Here is a 20,336-nt window from a genome sequence, read left to right as displayed (position 1 = left end):
CGGTCCGCGCGCGGGGGGCCCCGCCGCTCCTACAAGGACTCGGTGGCGGCAATTACCCCGCGTGACTGAACGTCCGCGTCAGCCACGCCTTCGCGGCGGCACCTGATTCGGCGTCGTTGACCAGGTTGTACAAAGGCGAGCCGCATTCCAGCAGATGCGGTGAGTCCTCCATTACCAGCACCATGCGCAGAAGGCCGGTTCCTCCGGGCAGGATGGCCGGGGGCAGGTATTCGTGGAAACCGTAGTACTCGAAAACGTCGTGCAGATACGGCTCGCAGGCGATCAGGCAGAAACGCATCCGGATATTCAGAAGCCGGCGGTAGGTTTCCTCCATCAATCGGTCCATCACCGGCTTGACGCGATGATCCGCCTGCACGGCGAACCGGGTACCGACCGCCACTTTGTCCAATGGCCAGGATTGGGCGAAGTGATCGATCTGAAACAGGCTGCCGTATTCCACTTGCACCGCGCTTGGCCCGAAATCGTGCAGGCGCAGCGTCGCGATGGTGTCGGCTCCCTTGTGGATCGCCAGCGTGGCGCCGCAAGCATCAAGGCCATCGGCGATGCGCTTGCTGCGATCGCTGTAGGGTCCGCCCTGCTCATGGAAATAGACGTCGCGGCGCAGTCGCTGCACGTCGCCCAGATTTTCACCCGCGGCGATCCAGCGAACGTGCAGTTCGGCGGACAGGTGCTGATCGCCTGTCGCAGCCGGAACGCTCCGCTGGAGGGAAGTCGGGTCGATGCGGGCTGGATTGTCCTGATGCATACGGCTCCTGCGCTGGCATGGCACCCCATACCGGCGGGTGAGGCGGCCGCAAGCGCCGTTCAGGTGCCCATGGCCACCAAATGTGATGGGTGTCTCGCAATCGAAGCAAGCATCGGGCCAACTTTCGCCGCCATCACCCGGGACCTGGAAAGCCACCGACGTAAGGCAGCGGAGCGCAGGCAGCCGGCACCTGCAACGCGGGCAATGGAAAGTCGGGGAGGCGCGGACGCCCTCGCCCAGGTGACGTGCAGCGTCAAATTCGGCCGGGCTGGGCGGGAAACCCTTGGCAGATGCGCCAAACCGGGGCGACTAGGCCGGCTCGTCAGGAATGAGCGCGCTTTCCAGCCGGTTGATGCAGTCCTTGAGCCACAGCTTGCGCTTCTTCAAGCGCTTGATGGTCAGCTCATCGGCTTCTATGTCAGCCAGCAGACGGGAGATGGCATCGTCCAGTTCGCGGTGCTCCAGCTTGAGCGTGGCGATACGTTGCGTGATTTCGGAGGGATTCAAAGGTTCCACGCAGGCAGCGTACACCGGCTGGGCTGCGTCCGTCATCGCGGCCGCGCCCGGTACAATGGCCGGTCTTATGACCGCTTTTCTGCCCCTTCCCGACCCCAGCCGCGCACGCTTTGCCAATCCGCCGCGCGAGGATCGCGAACACACGAAACTGGGCAAACGCCTACGTCGCCAAGTGGGCCAGGCCATCGCCGATTTCGGGATGATCGAAGCAGGCGACAGGGTGATGGTCTGCCTGTCTGGCGGCAAGGACAGCTACACCCTGCTGGACATACTTCTGCAACTGCAGAAGAAAGCGCCGGTCGCTTTCGAACTGGTGGCCGTCAACCTGGATCAGAAGCAGCCGGACTTCCCGGCGCACGTATTGCCGGAGTACCTGGAATCGATCGGCGTGCCGTACAAGGTCCTGGAACAGGACACCTATTCGGTGGTGACGCGCGTGGTGCCGGAAGGCAAGACGATGTGTTCGCTGTGTTCCCGGCTACGTCGCGGCGCGTTGTATGCGTACGCGGAAGCGCAGGGCTTCACCAAGATCGCGCTCGGCCATCATCGCGACGACAGGGTGGCCACGTTCTTCCTCAACCTGTTCTTCCACGCCAAGCTTGCCAGCATGCCGCCCAAGTTGCGCAGCGATGACGGCAAGCACGTCGTGATCCGTCCCCTGGCCTACGCGTGCGAGGCGGATATTTCCGAGTACGCGCAAGCGCGGCGGTTCCCCATCATTCCCTGCAACCTGTGCGGAAGCCAGGAGAACCTGCAGCGCAAACAGGTACAGAAGATGATGGCGCAATGGGAGCGTGACACGCCCGGCCGTATCGAACAGATTGCCCGCGCGCTGGGCGACGTCCGGCCTGCGCAGCTCGCCGATCCCAAACTGTTCGATTTCATGGCGCTCGGCCGCCTTGGCGATGCGCCGCTGCCCGCCGTTTCTGCTTGGTTTCCGGGCGGGGAATCGGAAATGGGGAATAGGGAATCGTAGAAACCACGCAGTTTCGTTCCCTTCGCCACACCCGCTACCCTGTCGCTCATATCCATTCGCTATTCCCCATTCCCCACTCCCGGCCTTTCGATGTTCTTTCGCAACCTGACGTTTTTCCGCTTTCCCACCACTCTCGATTTCGAATCCCTCGATACCCTGCTCCCGGAAGCGCAGCTCAAACCGGTCGGACCGTTGGAGCTGTCATCGCGCGGCTTCATTTCGCCGTTCGGCCGCGGCGAGGAAGCGCTCTCGCACCGCATTGGCGACTCCATCTGGCTGACCGTCGGCGGAGAGGACAAAATTCTTCCGGGTTCGGTGGTCAACGACCTGCTGGCCAAGAAGCTGGAAGAGATCGAACAAAAGGAAGGCCGCAAACCTGGCGGCCGCACCCGCAAACGGCTGAAGGAAGACCTGGTGCATGAACTGCTGCCGCGCGCCTTCGTCAAACCGTCCCGCACCGATGCGCTGTTGGACCTGGAACATGGCTTCGTTGCCGTGGACACTTCGTCGCGCAAATCAGGCGAAAGCACGGTCTCGGAAATTCGCCGTGCGATGGGCAGCTTCCCCGCGCTGCCGCTGAACGCGGAAGTGGCGCCACGCTCCATCCTGACCGGCTGGATCGCCGGCGAACCCTTGCCCGAAGGCCTGAGCCTGGGCGAGGAATGCGAACTGAAAGACGCGATGGATGGCGGCGCGGTGGTGAAATGCCAGAACCAGGAACTGCAGAGCGACGAGATCGCCAAGCACCTGGAGGCCGGCAAGCAGGTCACGCGCTTGGCGCTGATCCTCGACGATCACGTGTCCTTCGTCCTGGGCGAAGACTTGATCGTGCGCAAACTGAAGTTCCTGGAAGGTGCAGTGGACCAGCTGGAGAACACTGAACGCGAAGACCTGCGCGCCGAACTGGACGCTCGCTTCGCGTTGCTGAGCGGCGAAGTGAAGCGGTTGTTCCTGGTGCTGGAGACGGCGCTGAAGTTGAGCAAGGCTGAGGCGTAAGAACGGGAAACGGGGAATTCTAATTGCCGTCATCCCAGCGAACGCTGGGATCCATTTTGATCTGCAGTTACCGTCATAGCTTCGTAGCAAGCAACAGCAAATGGATCCCGGCGTTCGCTGGGATGACGACCACAATTTTCCCCATCATCTTCGCCACACACCCGTCCCCGCTTATGCGATCCTTACCCCATGCCCGGCCTGTTCCGCCGCCTGATCGCCCCACGATCTCCGCATAGCATCGAACGCGATGTCGTCGCGGTCGCGCTCGCGGACGGTCGCACCATCGATGTTCGGCGGGTGCGCGATCCGCGTGCCAAGCGTTTGAAGTTGAGTGTGGATGAACGCGGCGCGCGACTGACCTTGCCGTTGCGCGCCAGCTGGGTATCGGGCGAACGTTTCCTGCATGAGCACCGCGGTTGGCTGACCGCGCAGATCGCGCATCATCAACCGCACGATGACGCCTGCTCATTGATTCGCGACCAAACCGCTTGCCTGCCGCTACGCGGCGAATCCGTGCCGCTGCACTGGCGCGAAGGCCGCTACGCCAAGATCGAGCGCGACGATACCGGCCTGCATTTTCATCTGCCCGCGCGTGCCAGCGATACGATGCTGCCGCGGACGCTGCGCGCCTTCTACGAAGCCGAAGCGCGTGCCGATATAGGTCGTTTGCTGCCGAAATACCTCGCCGGATTGCCGCGCGCGCCGTCGCGCTTCCGCCTGAAGATCATGTCTACCCAATGGGGTTCGCTGAGTCCGGATGGCTCGCTGGCGCTGGATCTGGCGCTGACGCTGGGCCGCCCGTCCGCATTTGAATATGTGTTGGTGCATGAGCTCTGCCATCTGATCCAAGCCAACCACTCTGCCGCGTTTTGGCGCGAAGTAGAGACACGTTTCCCCGCTTGGCGGGATGAACGCGAGTACTTTCATGCCGAAGGACGACGCTTGAAGTCGGTGCTGCATCGGCTGCTGTCCACTGCGAAATAGACCCGTGGTGCGGAGCTTGTGCTTGCATCCCCTTGGGGGCTCCGCCACTCTTGGCGCAACGGCTTCGGAGCAAGCTCGGCTCTACGAAAGCGCGGATGAATTCCTTGTGGGAGCGACGTGAGTCGCGACCGGAAACATCGACGTCGCGACTCACGTCACTCCCACATGGTGCCATCGTAGAGCGGAGCTTGTGCTTGCATCCCCTTGGGGGCTCCGCTGCTCTCAGCGCGCCGGCTCCGGGAGCACTCAGCCGAGCAAGCTCGGCTCTACCAAGAGCACGGATCACCCTGTAGGAGCGATGTCGGCACCGCCGTCGCTATCTAGGTTCCGAAAAAGTCGCCAATCGCCGTTGCCACGGCAGCCGGGTTTTCCATATGCAAATGATGGATGCCAGCGATGACCTGCAGCCGGCCCCGCGGCAGCAAGCCAACCCGATGCGTGCGCAATGGCTCCGGAAAATAGCTCTGCGGCGGATCGGCGTAGATCACGGTCGTCGGGCATTCGATATCGGCGACCAGTCGGCTGACTTGCGCTTCATCCAACCGCTGCGGCGTGGGCAGGGTCAGACGCGGATCGCTGCTCCATACATAACCGCCCTCAACGGGTCGGACACCGCGCTCCACCAGCAATCGCGCTGCGGACTCGCTCAACTGGTTGGCCTGCATGCGCGCACGCACCGGCGCGGCCAGATCGGCAAAGACGCGCAGCTGTTTTCCCGGCAACGCGCGAGCCGCGGCAATCGCTTCACGCCAGCGCGCCGCCGTACGTTCCACGGTTTCAGCCAGGCCACCCAGCGCCTCGATAACGGCCATCCGCTCGATACGTTGCGGAGAAGACGCCGCCACCAGACTTGCGATACCGGCTCCCATCGAATGGCCCAGCAGCGAGAAGCACTGCCAGCCCAGCGCATCGGCGATATCCAGCACCGCGTTCACGGCCACGCCGCTGGTGTATTCCGCGCCGGGCCCGAGATGGGCGCTGCGGCCATGGCCGGGCAGATCCGGCATTACCAGGTCCAACTGCGGAAGATGCTCCGCCAACGGAATGAAGCTAGCGGCGTTGTCCAACCAGCCATGCAACGCCAACACCTTGGGCCCGTTTGGATCGCCCGCGCGCAATGCGGCGATGCGGCCGAGTGGAATATCGAGGAGCACTTCACGTCGGCTCAAGCGTTTGCGCCCGCGACTCGGCGTGCCAGCACGACCAGCGCATCCGCGTGCGCGGGCGATTCGTTGAGGCACGGGATATAGCGGAGTTCACCGCCGTGTTCAGCAAAGCGTTCGACGAAACCGATGCCCACTTCTTCCAAGGTTTCCAGGCAATCCACCGCGAATCCCGGGCAAACCACATCGACCCGGCGCACGCCGTTTGCGGCCAGTTGATCCAGCACTTTGTCGGTGGACGGCTCCAGCCAACGTTCGCGGCCGAACCGGGATTGATACGTCAGCGTCCACTCGCCCTCGCGCAGACCCAGCGCCTGCACGATGGCGTGAGTACTGGCCTCGCAGCGCCGGGGATAAGGATCGCCAGCGTTGGCTACTCGCTGCGGCAGGCCATGGTAGGAAAACAACAGGTGCTCACCGGCGCCGTGCTGTTCGCGCCATCGGCGGATCGAATCGGCCACCGCTGCCACCCAGTCCGCATCCGTAGCGTAGTCGTCGATCATCTCGGTCAGCAACCCTTCGCCCTCACGCGCCAATACGTCGCCGACCGATGCGGTGGTGGTGCTTGAGTATTGCGGATACAACGGCAGCACCACCACGCGGCCGATGCCAGCTTGGCGCAATTGCCGCAGTACGCCAGCCAGTGCGGGATGACCATAGCGCATGGCGTGGACCACTCGCCATTCCGGCACCCGCTGTTGCATCGCTTCGGCCAGTCGGCGGGTATAGACCGCCAGTGGCGAACCTTCGGGCAGCCATATCTGCGCGTACTTCTTCGCCGCCTTGGGCCCGCGCAGCGGCAGGATCAGCAGATGCAGCAGTGGCCACCAGATCCAGCGTGTCAGCTGGACCACACGGCGATCGCTCAGAAACTCGCCCAGGTACCGCCGCACGGCCGGCGCGGTAGGTGCCTCGGGCGTGCCTAGATTGACCACGACAAGCGCGGTATCGGGTGCGTTGGGCATGGCCGGCATTGTCGCAGACCCGAAACCTTCCCGAAGAAGCGTCCCTCATCGTTTTTTCGAAACGAGCACCGCGTCATCGCCTATCGTCGGCGCTTTGAAGGCGTTCGCCGCCCGCCCGCGCGCCTCAGCCGCGATTCATCCCCGCGCTCCTACTTTCGCCCCATTGCAGTATCTTGCTGTCCGTTCGCTTTTTCGGAGATCGCCATGACCGCTAAACGCCGCACCCACCGCGTGCTTCTCCCGGCCGCCTTGCTGGTCGCTGCTTCCTTGTCTGCCGGTCAGGCCCTGGCAGGCCCGAAGGAAGATGACCGCGCCGCCAACGCTGTCCGGGTGTTGAAGGAAATCCAGAAGATTCCGGAACAGGGCATTCCCGACAAGCTGTTGGACGAAGGCAAAGCCATCATCGTCATTCCCGATACCTTGAAAGCCGGCCTGGTGTTCGGCGGCCGGCGCGGCCACGGCTTGATGTCGGTGAAGAATCCCGACGGTACGTGGTCCAGTCCCGTATTCGTCAAGCTCACCGGCGGCAGCGTCGGCTTCCAGGCGGGCGTGCAGTCCTCGGACGTGGTGCTGGTGTTCCGCAACGATCGCAACTTGGACAACATCGTCAACGGCAAATTCACCTTGGGCGCGGATGCCGGCATCGCGGCCGGTCCGGTCGGCCGCAATGCATCGGCTTCGACTGATGGACAGTTGAAGGCGGAAATCTGGTCGTGGTCGCGCGCGCGCGGGCTGTTCGCCGGTGTAGCGCTGGATGGCGCCGTGTTACAGATCGATGACGACGCCAACGTGGCGGTCTACGGCAGCGCCGCCACGCCCCGCGCAATCTTCGAAAGCCGCAGCGGCGCGCCGTCCGACGCGGTGGTCGGCTTCCGTGACCAACTGGAAGAAGCCACCGCCATCGCCCGCAGCGGCCGCGGCACCCAGCGTACGTCCGCACCGGCGGCTGCCTCGATCACGCCGACACCGCAAACCCCGCCCGTGGCTGAACCTCAGCCACAAACGCAGGGCTTTCAACCTGTCTCCGACGACGAAATCAAAACCGAACCGCTGAACGGCAACCCATAACGCGTGTTATGGGGCATCGGTACGTAATCTGGACCCCTAGCTGCGTTATCCTGAGCACCCTTACTTTTACTGCGAGTACACCATGGGCGGTTTGAGCATCTGGCATTGGATCATTGTGCTGGTGGTCGTACTGCTGATCTTCGGTACCAAGCGCCTGCGCAATGCCGGCCAGGACCTGGGCGAAGCGGTCAAAGGCTTCAAAAAGGGCATGAAGGAAGAAGACAAGCCCACCGGTCAGCTCGGCGACGAGTCCCGCAACGATCAGACGCGGAGCGGAGAATCCAGCAGCTCGAAAGAACGCGACCGCGACGCCAGCTGATCGGCAGTCCGGTCTTTTTGCGCTCTCGGCAGTTCATGTTGCCTGACCCTTGCCCGCCAAGCGATTGTGCGCGGCGCGGTGAATGGCTGCGTGGATGTTCGTTTACGGTGTCGTTGTGCTCGCTCACGTTGTGCGTGAGCCTTCCGTCTGGCATCAGCAGGCTCTGAATCGTCATGTTCGATATCGGCTTCAGCGAGTTGTTGATTGTCGCGATCGTCGCTTTGGTCGTGCTCGGCCCCGAGCGGCTCCCCAAAGCCACGCGCTTCGTGGGCTTGTGGGTGAGACGCGCGCGCGCGCAGTGGCATTCGGTCAAGGATGAACTGGAACGCGAGTTGGAGGCTGAGGAACTCAAACGGGGTTTCCAGGACGCCAAGGACGCAATCAGCGATACCGAGCGACGCATCCGCGATAGCGGCACCGAGGTCGAACGTGAATTCGACGCCATCCGCCAATCGGTGAAAGATGATCCGGATGGCAACCGCGTCGAAGCCGACGGCGGTGATGACACCGCCAAGAGCGGCGATGCCGCCGACGCGCTGCCGGCGATGGAAGACGAGCAGGAGTCATCACATGGGGCGAAGCAAGATAGCCAACCGGAGGGCGAAAGCGATGAACCGCGAAACGTCTGATCCGGAATCGGAAAGCAGTTTGATCGAACATCTGGTTGAGCTGCGCACACGGGTGATGCGTGCGTTGATGGGCGTGGGCCTGGTGCTGGCGGTGCTGTTGCCGTTCACCAGCCAGATCTATACTTGGCTGGCGATGCCTCTGGTCCAGCGGCTTCCTGTTGGCCAGACCTTGCTGGCGATGAATCCGGCGGGTGCGTTCTTTGCGCCGGTCAAGCTGACTTTCTTCGTCGCGCTGTTCTTCGCCGTCCCCTGGCTGCTCTATCAAGCGTGGGCGTTCGTGGCGCCGGGCTTGTACCAGCGGGAGAAGAAGCTGGCGATGCCGCTGTTGGCGTCGTCGGTGGCATTGTTCTACATCGGCTGCGCGTTCGCCTACTTCCTGGTGCTGCCCTCGGTCTTCAGCTTCTTGGTGAAGTTCAAGCCGGACATCATCGCCATTACGCCAGATGCCGGGTCGTATTTGGATTTCGTGCTGCTGATCTTTTTTGCCTTCGGCGCCAGTTTTGAACTGCCGGTCGCACTGGTGATCCTGGTAGCCATGGGCTGGGTCACCCCGCAGCAACTGCGGGAAAGCCGCGGCTACGCCGTCGTCGCGGTGTTCGTACTGGCCGCCATCATTACCCCGCCGGACGTGGTGTCCCAGCTGATGCTCGCCATACCGATGTGCTTGCTGTACGAAGCCGGGATCATTGCCGGGAGTTGGTTGAAGCCGAAAGAAGAAGTCGAGGCGGAGTAAAGGCCGAATCGTCCCACGTAGAGCGGAGCTTGTGCTTGCATCCCCTTGGGGGCTCCGCTGCTCTTGACCAATGGCTCCGGATACACTCAGCCGAGCAAGCTCGGCTCTACGAGAAGCGCGGGCAGGTCTACATCAGACTTCGATATGTGTTGCCATCGGCGAGGGCGTGGACCGATCGCTTACACCCATCATCTGTCGCCACGCGTAATATGCCGCACCCGCCAGCACCGGCATCAGTACCGCCATCAGCATCAGCTGCCAAAGCAGCATCGCCAGCGTCGCGCCCATCAGCAGTTGCAGTAGCGATGCGACTAGAAACAGACCGATGGAAATAGCAAAGATCGCGATGCCCGCCAGCAGGTAGAACACCAACATGGCTGTCCAGTTATGCAGGCAGGCGCGCAAGCTGTTGCGCATCGATGTGAGCGCATCTTTGCCGGAAAAAATAATCTGCGGCGTGGCGATAAACGTCATCCATTTCACCGCCACGAAGCTGACCAGCACCAGCAAGACCCACAGCAGCAGTCGTCCTACCGGCAGCCCTTCCAGCATGGATGGGTCGGCCTTGCCGCCGCTTTCGGCAATCACCTGCATCTGCGCCATTACGTCGCTCAAGTGCTTCAACTGCTCGGTCCCGACCACCACGAACAGCAACCCTCCCAGGATCAGCGCGGCCAACGCTTGCGGCAGCAGTGTCGCCAACAAGCTGCGCGCATGGCCGTCGCGCACTGGTTGCAGCAAATGCCCCGACAGCGCCGGGCGATCCTGGTCGACTTCGCGTACCGCAAGAATCATCCCGGCGAAAAACAACGGGCCTGCCAGGATCAGCAGAAATTGCAGGCCATACATCAAGACGGGAACCGCAATCGCCGCCAGCATCACTACCAGCGAGACCAGCCCCCACAGTACGGCCAGCCGGCCCAATGCCAGCGGCGCCTTGCGCAACAGCGCGAATCCGCCCAGCAGCCATTCCGCACCGGCACTGGCCGGCACCTTGTTGATCATCGACATCAGGGGTCCGATTTCGGTTTGTGGGTCAGCGGCCGTGTAGGCCGCGCGCATGCTTGACGAAGCGCCGCAATAGTTTGCGGGCTTGCGGCGCCGCCGTCACGTTGCGGACGATGGTTTTGGGACACCGGCCTTCCCGCCGCAGGTGTTCCTCGCGCGCCAGGACATAGCCGCGCATGTGATGAGTGGCGAATTCAGGATGGAACTGCACGCCCCATGCTCGGTCGCGCCAGCGGAATGCGTGGCAGCCGTCCTGTTCCGAGCGAGCCAGCACGGTCGCGCCTTCCGGCGGACGCATCACGGTTTGCACATGGGTGGCGTGCGCGGGGAATCGCAGCGGAAGCCCGGTGAACAGCGGATCGGCCTCGGCGTGCGGGTGCAGATCGATGGCCACCGTGCCGGATTCGCGCCCGGCAGGGTTGTCGGCCACTTCGCCACCCAGCGCATGCGCCAGCAACTGGTGGCCGTAGCAGATGCCCAGCAGCGACATGCCATCGTGGGCGGCGTCGCGCAGCCAGTCGGCGCTGCGTTCGCTCCAGTCGGCGCGATCGGTAACAAACGCCGCCGAACCGGTCACGATGACCCCCGCGAAGCCCTCGCGGCGCGGCAAGGCATCGCCGCGCTCGACATTTGCCACCACGGTTTCGTCGGCCTCGAGCCCTGCGGCCACGCGAATCCAATGCGGGAAGCCGCCATAACGCCGCATCGAAGGCACCGGCTGGCCGGTTTCGACGATGAGAAAAGGGGCTCTCGCGGTGGCTTTCACGGGCGCAAACGAAGGAAGGACATGGGGTTCCCCGTATACTAGCCCGCTTTTCCGCAGTGCACGATAACCCGATGGCCGAACCCTCGAATCCACCGGTAACTTTCCAGGGCCTGACTTTCCAGAACCTGATCCAGACCCTCAATCAATATTGGGCGTCGCAGGGCTGCGTGCTGATCCAGCCGCTGGACATCGAAGTCGGCGCCGGCACTTTCCATCCGGCCACCTTTTTGCGCGCGCTGGGCCCGGAACCGTGGAACGCCGCCTACGTGCAGCCCAGCCGCCGCCCCACCGACGGCCGCTATGGCGAAAACCCCAATCGTTTGCAGCGTTACTACCAATACCAGGTAGTAATGAAGCCCAACCCAGACAACATCCAGGAGCTGTACCTGGACTCGCTGAAAACGCTGGGCATTGATCCGCGCGTGCACGACCTGCGCTTTGTCGAGGACAACTGGGAATCGCCCACCCTGGGCGCCTGGGGACTGGGTTGGGAAGTCTGGCTGAACGGCATGGAAGTCACCCAGTTCACCTATTTCCAGCAAGCCGGCGGCCTGGAATGCCGACCGGTGCTGGGCGAGATCACCTACGGCCTGGAACGGCTCTGCATGTACCTGCAGAACTGCGACAACGTCTACGACCTGGTCTGGACCGAAGGTCCGCAGGGCATCGTCACCTACGGCGACGTGTACCACCAGAACGAAGTCGAACAAAGCACCTATAACTTCGAATACGCGGACGTGGCCGAAATGTTCCACCGCTTCGACGCCTGCGAAGCCGAGGCGCTGAAGCTGGTCGAAGCCGGCCTGCCGCTGCCTGCTTACGAGCAGGTCTGCAAGGCGAGCCACAGCTTCAACCTGCTGGACGCGCGTCGTGCGATTTCGGTCACCGAACGCCAGCGCTACATCCTGCGCGTGCGCAAGCTGGCGCAGGCAGTGGCCGAGGCGTACTACGCGCAGCGGGAAAAGTTGGGTTTTCCGGGATTGAAGAAGTGACTCGAATCGCTTGCCTCAAGCGCGGTGTCAGGATGGTTCCCCATCCTTGGCGCGTTGCGACGCGTTTTTCTTCCTCTTTGCCGAAGATTTCCTAAGGCGCCCCTCATCCGGCGCTTCGCGCCACCTTCTCCCAGAAGGAGAAGGGAACCGCTTTACAAGGCTTGCTGATATGAGCGAACAAAAACCGCTGCTGATCGAACTCGGTACCGAAGAACTTCCCGTCAAGGCGCTGCCCGGACTGGCGCAGGCGTTTTTCGATGGCGTGACCGACGCATTGGGCAAGCGCGGTATCGCTTTCGAGCAAGGCGATGCCAAACCGCTGTATACCCCGCGCCGATTGGCGGTGCTGCTGCCGGGCGTGGCGACCGAACAACCGGAACAGAAATCCGAAGTGCTGGGGCCTTACCTCAACATCGCACTGGATGCGGAAGGCCAGCCGACCAAGGCGCTGCAGGGTTTCGCGCAGAAAGCCGGCATCGAGTGGACGCAGTTGGAACGCACTACCGATGGCAAGGGCGAGCGCTTCGTACACCGTGCGGTGAAGCCCGGCGCCAAGACTGCCGACCTGCTGCCGGAAATCGTGCGCGAGGCCATCGCCGCCATGCCGATTCCCAAGCCGATGCGTTGGGGTGATCACGACTACGCATTCGCGCGGCCGGTGCATTGGCTGGTGCTGTTGCTGGGCGGCAACGTGGTCGATGCCGAAGTGCTGGGCGTGCGCAGCGACCGGATGAGTCGCGGTCATCGTTTCGAACACGACAAGCCGGTGTGGATCGGCCAGCCCGGCGATTACATCGATGCACTGGGCGCCGCACGCGTGCTGGTCGATCCCGACGAGCGGCGCACGCGCATCGTGCGCGAGGCCGAAAAGGCAGCCAAACAGGCCGGCGGCAGCGCACGCATCACCGACGACAACCTGGAACAAGTCGTCTGCCTGGTCGAATGGCCGGCGGCGGTGCTATGCAGTTTCGATAAAACATTTCTGGCGGTGCCGCAGGAAGCGCTGATCGAAACGATGGAAGTGAACCAGAAATTTTTCCCCGTGCTGGACGACGGCGGCCGCTTGACCGAACGCTTCATCGGCATCGCCAATATCGAATCGCAGGATGTGGCCGAAGTCAGCAAAGGCTACGAGCGAGTGATCCGCCCACGCTTTTCCGACGCCAAATTCTTCTTCGATGAGGACCTGAAGCAAGGCCTGGCGTCGATGAACGACGGGCTGAAGACCGTCACTTACCAAGCCAAGTTGGGCACCGTGGCCGACAAGGTCGCGCGCGTTGCTGCACTGGCCGAAGCGATCGCGCCGCAGGTCGGTGCCGATCCGCTGGAAGCGCGCCGCGCCGCTGAACTGGCCAAGGCCGATCTGCAATCGCGTATGGTCAACGAGTTCCCGGAACTGCAAGGCATCGCCGGTCGTCACTATGCGCTGGCTTCCGGCGAACCGAAGGAAATCGCACTGGCTATCGACGAGGCCTACCAGCCGCGTTTCGCTGGCGACGACATCGCGTTGTCGCCGCTGGGCAAGGTGCTGGCGATCGCGGAACGGCTGGACACGTTGGCGGGCGGTTTTGCCGCGGGGTTGAAGCCCACCGGGAACAAGGATCCGTTCGCGCTGCGACGGAATGCTTTGGGTCTGGCGCGGACGATGATTGAGAGTGGATTCAATTTGAATCTACGCGAGCTGATTGGCGCTGCCATAGAAACGTTGCCGGCCGGCGTACAACCCGCGGCTGACCGGAATACGGAAACGCTCGGGTCAGACCTATACGACTTCATCCTCGACCGCTTACGCGGCTATTACGCCGACAAAGGCGTACCGACCCAGCATTTCAACGCCGTCGCCGAACTGCGTCCTGCATCGCTGTACGATTTCGACACCCGCATCGACGCCATTGGCACGTTCGCGGCACTCCCGGAAGCTGAGGCACTGGCCGCGGCTAACAAGCGCATCAACAACATCTTGAAGAAGGCCGAAGGCGACATTCCCCACGCCATCGACCGCGACCTGTTGAAGGAGCCGGCGGAAAGCGCATTGGCTGAAGCGGTGGAAGCCGCGGTCGGCGACACCGACGAAGCGCTTCATCATCACGATTACATCGCGGTGCTGAACCGATTGGCCCGCCTGCGGCCACAAGTGGATGCGTTTTTCGACGGCGTGATGGTCAACGTGGACGATACCGCGGTGCGCAACAACCGCTTGGCGCTGCTGAAGCGCCTGGCCGACCGCTTCCGTGCGGTGGCCGCGATCGAGCATTTGTCCAGCTGACCCGATGGGTCCGCTTCTGGTAGAGCGGAGCTGCGCCCCGCGATAGCGCCGGGTCGGTAGCGATGAGGCCGTCGCAACGGCAGGGGATAGCGAATAGCCACTGTAAAGACGCTTCTCATAGAGCGGAGCCTGCTCCGCTGCTCTCTGTGGGCCGACGATCGCCTGGCAGACCATGTGCGCGGAGGAAAGAACAGCGGAGCAAGCTCCGCTCTACGAGAAGCGCTGAAGCGGCTATTCGCTATCGACTGACCCGGTCGTATCCCGGGGCGCAGCTCCGCTCTACGAAGAGCGCCTTTAGCGGCCATTCGCTATCTTCCGCAGAAGGCGCTGTCCGCCAAGCAAGGGGTGTTCATCGGTCATGTAAAAGGGTGCCGAGTAACATGAACCGACCCGACCTTTCCTGTCCGTTTCCCATCCTGCTTACCTGAATTCACTCTCGCCGGTTATCCTGCCCGGATGCGAAGACTCCCCCACCTCGCCACCGTTCTCACATTAGCTATCGTCAGCAGCCCAGCGTGGGCCGCGGCCACCGTCGATAAGATTCATATCGTGGGACTGGACAACGAGTTGATGGTGGAAAACGTCAACACGGCGCTGTCTCTGAACGAAACCATCGGTCGCCGGTTGGGCGAATCACGGTTGGAGTATCTGCTGGGCGAAGCGGACGACGAAGTGCGCGAAGCGTTGGAACCTTTCGGCTATTACTCCCCCACCGTCACGGTGGAAGCGCCGCGTAGCGAAGGCGCCAAAGACGAACACATCACGGTCACCATCACCATCGATAGAGGCGAGCCGGTGCGTGTGCGGCGCGCCGATCTGGTCATCGAAGGCGAAGGTGGCGACGACCGTTATCTGAAGGAAGACCTGGCGGACTTCGAACCGCGGCAGGGCGAAGTCTTCGACCACACCACGTATGAAGCCAGCAAGCTGAAGATCGTACGGCGCCTGGCGGACCGTGGATACTTCGATGCCGACTTCACCAACCGCAAAGTCGAGGTCACGCGCGCGGAACATGCCGCTGACATCTACCTCGCCTGGGCCAGCGGCATCCGCTACGACATGGGTCCCACCGTCTTCCACCAGGACAAGTTCGAACCTGGCTTGCTGGACAAACTGGTGTATTGGGAAGAAGGCAGCTACTTCCACCAAGGCAAGCTGGACCGTTTGCGTGAATCGCTGGTGGGCCTGGATTATTTCAGCACTATCGACATCCAGGCCGATCCCAACAAGGCGGTGGAAGGACGCGTGCCGGTCGACGTCAACCTGACGCTGGCCAAGCGCAATATCTATACCGCCGGTATCAGCTACGGCAGCGAAAGCGGCGCGGGTATCCGGCTGGGTTTGGATCGCCGCTATCTGAATTCACGCGGGCACAAGCTGTCCACGCAACTGGACTATGCGCAGAAGCGCAAGACGCTATTGACCCAGTACCGCATTCCCGCCTTCAAATGGCTGGACGGCTGGTACACCGTGGCACTGCAGGCCAGCGACGAACAAACCGATTACGTCGATCTGCGCCACCTTGAATTCATCGGCAGCCGCAGCGGACAGCTCGACGACGATTGGACGGCGGTCGCCTCGATCCACGCCGCGCGCGAGCGCTGGAGATACGTGGAAGAAGGATCGACGCCGGAAGAAAATACGGCGCCCTATCGTTATGCCACTTTCACTTATCCATCGGTACAAGCCAACTATGCCAGTGCCCCGGTGGGCTCCAACGCTCCCGAACGGCTGACCGGTTCGGTGCTGCTGCGCGGCGGTTTGGAAGGCGCGGGCTCGGACGCCAACTTTTTTCAGCTGCATACACGCGCCCGCTGGTCACGCGAGTTTGGCGCCAACAGCGTTTTCATCGTGCGTGCCGAATATGGCCAGACATTCACCAACGCCTTGGTGGACATGCCGCCATCGCTGCGATTTTTTGCCGGCGGCGATAACAGCATCCGCGGTTATGCCTGGCGCGAAGTCGGCCCTCGCCGCGGAAAATACTCGCTGGGCGGCAAGAACGTGGCCACCGGTAGTGTCGAGTATGAGTACTACCCGGGTGGCGGCGCTTGGGGCGGCGCGGTGTTTGTCGATACCGGCAGCGCTTGGGGCGGTGCGGCGTCCGATAGCGATGGCGGAGACGAGGACGACAGTTTCAAGCTGAGCACCGGTATCGGCTTCGGTGCGCGCTGGCGTTCGCCCGTGGGTCCTGTGCGCATAGATATCGCGCACGGGCTCAACGATCCGGATTCGCAGTTCCAGATCTACCTCAACATCGGAGTGGACCTGTGAGCCGGCCGGGCGAGAACATCACGCCGGAAGAGCGCGAAGCGCGCATCGCGGAATTGCGCGCGCGGCGCAAGGCACGCTTGCGCGTGCTGGCCGTGCGCGGCGCGATCGGCGCTGTGGCGCTCACGGTATTGGTGTGCATCGGCCTGTACTGGCTGCTGCAAACGGTAGCTGGCCGTGACGTGCTGCTGGGGCAGATCATGGCGCGCCTGCCGGCCAATTCGTCGCTGACGTGGCAACGCGTCGAAGGTCCTTTGGCCGGGCCGCTGACGTTGCACGGTGTCGACTTGCGCTGGGACAAAATCCGTTTCAGCGCCGAACGCGTCCACCTCGACCCGGATCTGCGTCCATTGCTGGGCAAGCGTCTGCGCTTGGACTCACTTGAGATTCGCAACGCACGTTTGGATGTGCCGGATACCGACGAGCCTTTCGAGTTGCCGAGCTGGCCCGAGTCGCTGCCGCAGATAGAAATGCCGCTGGCGATCCAGGCCGACCGTTTGACCATCGATGGCTTCGCGATCAGCCAGTCAGGAAAACCCACCATCGATATTGCGCACGCACGCGGCGGCATCGATATCGGCAATGGCTATTTTCATGCCGAGAAATTGTCCATCGCGAGTGACCGCGGAGTATTCGGGGTGCATGGTGGCTACGAGCCACGAAACGACTATCGAACCAACCTGGTGGTCACCTCCCTGTTCCCCACCAACCTGTTTCCCACCGCGACGGGACGCTCACCGGCACGGCTGGCATTGGTCGCGCGCGGCGACATAAATGCAATGGATTCGGCGGTGGCGGGAAATGCGCCGGCTCCCATTCGCGTGACGGTGACGGTGCGCGGACAAGAGCGCCCTACCTGGCATTTCAAGGGACACACCGAATCGCTGGATCTGGCGACGCTGGGATTGGCGGAAGAAAGCCTGCCGCTGGCGTTCGACGTGAAAGCCGATGGCGCTGGCGGCAAGGCGAGCCTGCAAGGCCGCATCGAACAAGGCGGCATGGTCGCCATCATCGACCCGTCGCAAGTTGCCATTGCCGATGAAGTGCTGACGGTGGAACCGCTGCAGGTACGCATTTTCGACGGCGTGGCGATTCTGCGCGGCCGCGCGGACTTCACGGTTCCGGAAAATCCCAACTTCAAGTTCTCGGTCAATGCGCGCGACCTGCGCTGGGGTACCGAAGCCGAAACCGCTATCGGCGCGAATGCTGATTTCGGATTCGCCGGCAAGCTCGAGGACTGGGCTGCCGTCGGCAAGACCGAGTTGGCCCGCGCTGGTGAAAAAGCCGTGGTCGACTTCGAAGGCCACGGCAATGCCGATCGCGTGCTGCTGAAGAAACTGCAGGCGCGCATGCCCACCGGTACGTTGCAGGCGACCGGACAAGTGGGCTGGGCGCCGGTTTTGAACTGGAAAGTGGACGCGCAGCTGGCCGGTTTCGATCCGGGGTACTTCTTCGCCGGTTGGAAAGGCAACGTGTCCGGCCAATTCATGACGCAAGGGCAGGCACGGGATGCGGGCGGTTATCAGGCGACCTTGGATGTGCCCAAGCTGACGGGCCGCCTGCGCGATAGGCCGTTGGATGCCCGTGGGCGTTTCTCCTTGCAGGGCGACAACGGCGAAGGCGAATTGAAGCTGTCGCTGGGCGGCAGCCACGTCGATGCACGCGGCCGCGTCGGCGATACGTTGGACGTGGCCGCACAGTTGCAGCCGCTGCATTTGAATGATCTTCTGCCTGAAAGCAGCGGCAACCTGGCTGGCACGGTGAAACTCACCGGCGCGCGCAATGCGCCCAACGTGGAAGCGGACCTGTCCGGCAGCGGATTGCGCTGGAACGACTGGAGCGCCGACACCATCAGCCTGCGCGGCCGCTTGCCTTGGCGCAATGGCGACGGTGCCTTGACGATCAACGGTTCCGCCATCCAAGCCGGCCTGTTGTTGGACAGCGTGCGCTTGGAAGCGCGCGGCGCGGTGGAAGATTTGCAACTGAATGGCGACGCCCGCAGCGCAATGGGCGCGGTGGCCTTATCCGGCAGCGCCAAGCGCAACGGCGAGAATTGGCAAGGCAGCCTCGACACACTTCGGTTGACGCCCGCCAAAGGTAGCGATTGGCAGTTGCGGCAACCCGCACGATTCGCCCAGAAAGGAACCACCTGGACCTTGTCCGAAACCTGCCTCGCCGCCAACGTCGGCGGTGCGCTCTGCGCCAGCGCCGACTGGCCGCGGCAGGGCGTTACGATACGCGGCGATGCATTGCCGCTGGCGCTGGTGCAGCCGTGGGTGCCTCCCAGCAATGGCCGGCCTTTGATTTTGCGTGGCGATTTCGAACTCGATGCCACGTTGCGGTCGGCAGGTAGAGCCTGGCAGGGACAAGCGCGGCTGGCTTCGCTGGATGGCGGCTTGAAGCTGGGCAACAACGCGCGCGGCGAAATCATTCGCTATGACAACTTCACCTTGGACGCGGACTTCAATCCGCAACGCATCCAGGCACGCCTGGGTACCGGCTTCAAGGGCGACGGTTACATCGATGCGCGGGTAACCACCGGTTGGGACGATTTTTCGCCGTTGCAAGGCGATCTTTATTTCCACAATTCGCGACTGTTCTGGATGGAGCTTCTTTCGCCGGACCTGGTGCGCCCGCGCGGGCAGATCGCCGGCCACATCGGTTTGCGTGGCACCCGCGGCCAGCCGGCGATGACCGGCGAAGCGCAGCTGGCCAACTTCACCGGTGAGTTACCTTCGCTGGGCATTTCACTGACCGAAGGCCGCGCCAACCTGGTCGCGCTGGCGGACGGCAGTGCGCGCATCGATGGCAGCGTTACTTCCGGCGAAGGCGTTCTGAACATCGACGGCTCCCTGGGCTGGAACAACGACACCACACCGCTGTCCTTCACCGTGCGCGGCGACAACGTGCTGGTATCGGACACCGCGGATCTGCGCGCCGTAGCCTCGCCCAACATCCAGGTAGGTTTTGCCGACAACACCATCCAGGTCCGCGGGGAAGTACAAGTGCCCTCGGCGAACATCGATGTGGAGCGGCTCGACCGGGGCGTATCCGCATCGGAGGACGTGGTGGTGCTGGACCCGGCGGATCCGGAACGCGAGCCCAGTTCGCTTCTGGATCTGGATCTGGGGATCACGCTGACTAATCAAGTGAAACTGAAGGGCTACGGCCTGGACGGCTCGTTGGCCGGCACATTGCGGGTGCGTTCGCGGCCGGGCCGCGAGATGGTGGCAACCGGCCGCCTGGATGTGGATGGCCGCTACGAGGCATACGGGCAGAAGCTGCTGATCACGCGCGGTGAACTGACCTGGAGCAACAACGCGGTCTCCGATCCACGCATCAACATCCGCGCCGAACGCGAGATCGCCAGCGCGAATGTCACCGCCGGTATCGACGTGACCGGCCGCGCCGGCGCGCCGCGCGCCAACGTTTGGTCGGACCCGGCCATGGCCGAATCCGAAGCGCTGGCCTATCTGGTCCTGGGCCGGTCGCTCAATACCGCCAGTACCGACGAAAGCCAACGCATCAGCGCAGCCTCGTCGGCGTTGTCGGCCGGCGCTGGACTGGTGGCCTCCCAGCTGGGCGCCAAGATCGGCCTGGATGATGCCGGCGTATTGGAATCCCGCACGCTGGGCGGTTCGGTGTTGGGGGTGGGCAAGTACCTGTCACCGCGGCTGTATGTCAGCTATGGCGTATCGATGGTCGGCTCGGGTTCCGCGGTCACCCTTAAGTACCTCCTGCGCAAGGGCTTCAATGTCGAAATCGAATCCGGCACGATTGAAAGTCGGGCGTCGATCAACTGGCGCAAGGAGAAGTAGCAAACACAGCGGTGGAATGATCTCTCGTTACCTCATGGCGCTGCGTCCGGGCTACGTCGCTGATCCGTCACTCTTTAGACAGGCATCACTCTGGTTATCA

Annotated in this window: 17 protein-coding genes; 11 read left to right on the top strand and 6 right to left on the bottom strand. The window is 62.8% G+C overall.

Going from position 1 to position 20,336, the window contains the following annotated elements:
- Nucleotides 1-52: 52 nt before the first annotated feature.
- Nucleotides 53-766 (bottom strand): hypothetical protein, encoded by a 714-nt coding sequence (locus AB6O04_RS16715; RefSeq protein WP_368565317.1) that lies wholly within the window; start codon nucleotides 764-766, stop codon nucleotides 53-55.
- Nucleotides 767-1,075: 309 nt separating this feature from the next.
- A complete protein-coding gene (locus AB6O04_RS16710; RefSeq protein ID WP_368565325.1) occupies nucleotides 1,076-1,282 on the bottom strand; it encodes a YdcH family protein in 207 nt (68 codons plus the stop codon).
- A gap of 67 nt (nucleotides 1,283-1,349) precedes the next feature.
- Between AB6O04_RS16710 and ttcA the strand changes: the two genes are divergently transcribed.
- The 3 genes from ttcA (at nucleotide 1,350) to AB6O04_RS16695 (ending at nucleotide 4,238) form a co-directional block, all read left to right on the top strand.
- Nucleotides 1,350-2,258 (top strand): tRNA 2-thiocytidine(32) synthetase TtcA, encoded by a 909-nt coding sequence (ttcA, locus tag AB6O04_RS16705; protein ID WP_368565316.1) that lies wholly within the window; start codon nucleotides 1,350-1,352, stop codon nucleotides 2,256-2,258.
- Nucleotides 2,259-2,348: 90 nt separating this feature from the next.
- Entirely contained in the window at nucleotides 2,349-3,254 is a 906-nt protein-coding gene (locus AB6O04_RS16700; protein ID WP_368565315.1) for a recombination-associated protein RdgC, read from the top strand.
- Nucleotides 3,255-3,443: 189 nt separating this feature from the next.
- On the top strand, nucleotides 3,444-4,238 hold the full coding sequence (locus tag AB6O04_RS16695; RefSeq protein ID WP_368565314.1) for a M48 family metallopeptidase: 795 nt from the start codon (nucleotides 3,444-3,446) through the stop codon (nucleotides 4,236-4,238).
- Between the two features lie 320 nt (nucleotides 4,239-4,558).
- On the opposite strand, the gene AB6O04_RS16690 is transcribed toward AB6O04_RS16695, so the two are convergent.
- Nucleotides 4,559-5,407: an alpha/beta fold hydrolase gene (locus AB6O04_RS16690; protein WP_368565313.1), complete on the bottom strand. Its 849-nt coding sequence runs from the start codon at nucleotides 5,405-5,407 to the stop codon at nucleotides 4,559-4,561.
- Nucleotides 5,404-6,366 (bottom strand): ferrochelatase, encoded by a 963-nt coding sequence (hemH, locus tag AB6O04_RS16685; RefSeq protein WP_368565312.1) that lies wholly within the window; start codon nucleotides 6,364-6,366, stop codon nucleotides 5,404-5,406. Before hemH ends, AB6O04_RS16690 begins: the two co-directional genes overlap by 4 nt.
- A 204-nt stretch (nucleotides 6,367-6,570) precedes the next feature.
- Here hemH and AB6O04_RS16680 point away from each other — a divergent pair, with 204 nt between their 5' ends.
- The 4 genes from AB6O04_RS16680 (at nucleotide 6,571) to tatC (ending at nucleotide 9,115) form a co-directional block, all read left to right on the top strand.
- Complete coding sequence (locus tag AB6O04_RS16680) at nucleotides 6,571-7,434, top strand: lipid-binding SYLF domain-containing protein (RefSeq protein ID WP_368565311.1); 864 nt, start codon at nucleotides 6,571-6,573, stop codon at nucleotides 7,432-7,434.
- A gap of 82 nt (nucleotides 7,435-7,516) precedes the next feature.
- Complete coding sequence (gene tatA, locus AB6O04_RS16675; protein ID WP_337344054.1) at nucleotides 7,517-7,753, top strand: Sec-independent protein translocase subunit TatA; 237 nt, start codon at nucleotides 7,517-7,519, stop codon at nucleotides 7,751-7,753.
- A 173-nt stretch (nucleotides 7,754-7,926) separates the two neighbouring features.
- Entirely contained in the window at nucleotides 7,927-8,382 is a 456-nt protein-coding gene (tatB, locus tag AB6O04_RS16670; protein ID WP_368565308.1) for a Sec-independent protein translocase protein TatB, read from the top strand.
- Complete coding sequence (gene tatC / locus AB6O04_RS16665; protein WP_368565307.1) at nucleotides 8,363-9,115, top strand: twin-arginine translocase subunit TatC; 753 nt, start codon at nucleotides 8,363-8,365, stop codon at nucleotides 9,113-9,115. The genes tatB and tatC overlap by 20 nt, the downstream gene beginning before the upstream one ends.
- 132 nt (nucleotides 9,116-9,247) lie before the next feature.
- Here the strand turns inward: tatC and AB6O04_RS16660 are convergent, their stop codons facing one another.
- Complete coding sequence (locus AB6O04_RS16660; protein WP_368565306.1) at nucleotides 9,248-10,126, bottom strand: BPSS1780 family membrane protein; 879 nt, start codon at nucleotides 10,124-10,126, stop codon at nucleotides 9,248-9,250.
- Nucleotides 10,127-10,151: 25 nt separating this feature from the next.
- Nucleotides 10,152-10,889, bottom strand: coding sequence for a glutamine amidotransferase (locus tag AB6O04_RS16655; RefSeq protein WP_368565304.1), 738 nt, complete (start codon nucleotides 10,887-10,889; stop codon nucleotides 10,152-10,154).
- 71 nt (nucleotides 10,890-10,960) lie between these two features.
- On the opposite strand from AB6O04_RS16655, the gene glyQ reads away from it, so the two are divergent.
- From glyQ to AB6O04_RS16635, 4 genes are all read left to right on the top strand, one after another.
- Nucleotides 10,961-11,881, top strand: coding sequence for a glycine--tRNA ligase subunit alpha (glyQ, locus tag AB6O04_RS16650; protein ID WP_368565303.1), 921 nt, complete (start codon nucleotides 10,961-10,963; stop codon nucleotides 11,879-11,881).
- 169 nt (nucleotides 11,882-12,050) lie between these two features.
- Nucleotides 12,051-14,147, top strand: coding sequence for a glycine--tRNA ligase subunit beta (glyS, locus tag AB6O04_RS16645; RefSeq protein ID WP_368565301.1), 2,097 nt, complete (start codon nucleotides 12,051-12,053; stop codon nucleotides 14,145-14,147).
- Between the two features lie 456 nt (nucleotides 14,148-14,603).
- Nucleotides 14,604-16,421: an autotransporter assembly complex family protein gene (locus AB6O04_RS16640; RefSeq protein ID WP_368565300.1), complete on the top strand. Its 1,818-nt coding sequence runs from the start codon at nucleotides 14,604-14,606 to the stop codon at nucleotides 16,419-16,421.
- Nucleotides 16,418-20,236 (top strand): translocation/assembly module TamB domain-containing protein, encoded by a 3,819-nt coding sequence (locus AB6O04_RS16635; protein ID WP_368565299.1) that lies wholly within the window; start codon nucleotides 16,418-16,420, stop codon nucleotides 20,234-20,236. Before AB6O04_RS16640 ends, AB6O04_RS16635 begins: the two co-directional genes overlap by 4 nt.
- Nucleotides 20,237-20,336: the final 100 nt, after the last annotated feature.

It is taken from the genome of Pseudoxanthomonas sp. UTMC 1351, from assembly GCF_040948865.1.
In the GTDB taxonomy this organism is placed as follows: Bacteria; Pseudomonadota; Gammaproteobacteria; order Xanthomonadales; family Xanthomonadaceae; genus Pseudoxanthomonas_A.
Note: the sequence above shows the minus strand (reverse complement) of the source record. Positions and strands in the feature narration are given on the sequence as shown.

What these genes read in the sequence shown, in the direction of transcription:
- AB6O04_RS16715 (WP_368565317.1), bottom strand. Translation starts at nt 766, where the DNA reads ATGCATCAGGACAATCCAGCCCGCATCGACCCGACTTCCCTCCAGCGG.
- ttcA (WP_368565316.1), top strand. Translation starts at nt 1,350, where the DNA reads ATGACCGCTTTTCTGCCCCTTCCCGACCCCAGCCGCGCACGCTTTGCC.
- AB6O04_RS16700 (WP_368565315.1), top strand. Translation starts at nt 2,349, where the DNA reads ATGTTCTTTCGCAACCTGACGTTTTTCCGCTTTCCCACCACTCTCGAT.
- AB6O04_RS16695 (WP_368565314.1), top strand. Translation starts at nt 3,444, where the DNA reads ATGCCCGGCCTGTTCCGCCGCCTGATCGCCCCACGATCTCCGCATAGC.
- hemH (WP_368565312.1), bottom strand. Translation starts at nt 6,366, where the DNA reads ATGCCCAACGCACCCGATACCGCGCTTGTCGTGGTCAATCTAGGCACG.
- AB6O04_RS16680 (WP_368565311.1), top strand. Translation starts at nt 6,571, where the DNA reads ATGACCGCTAAACGCCGCACCCACCGCGTGCTTCTCCCGGCCGCCTTG.
- tatA (WP_337344054.1), top strand. Translation starts at nt 7,517, where the DNA reads ATGGGCGGTTTGAGCATCTGGCATTGGATCATTGTGCTGGTGGTCGTA.
- tatB (WP_368565308.1), top strand. Translation starts at nt 7,927, where the DNA reads ATGTTCGATATCGGCTTCAGCGAGTTGTTGATTGTCGCGATCGTCGCT.
- tatC (WP_368565307.1), top strand. Translation starts at nt 8,363, where the DNA reads ATGAACCGCGAAACGTCTGATCCGGAATCGGAAAGCAGTTTGATCGAA.
- AB6O04_RS16660 (WP_368565306.1), bottom strand. Translation starts at nt 10,126, where the DNA reads ATGTCGATGATCAACAAGGTGCCGGCCAGTGCCGGTGCGGAATGGCTG.
- glyQ (WP_368565303.1), top strand. Translation starts at nt 10,961, where the DNA reads ATGGCCGAACCCTCGAATCCACCGGTAACTTTCCAGGGCCTGACTTTC.
- glyS (WP_368565301.1), top strand. Translation starts at nt 12,051, where the DNA reads ATGAGCGAACAAAAACCGCTGCTGATCGAACTCGGTACCGAAGAACTT.
- AB6O04_RS16640 (WP_368565300.1), top strand. Translation starts at nt 14,604, where the DNA reads ATGCGAAGACTCCCCCACCTCGCCACCGTTCTCACATTAGCTATCGTC.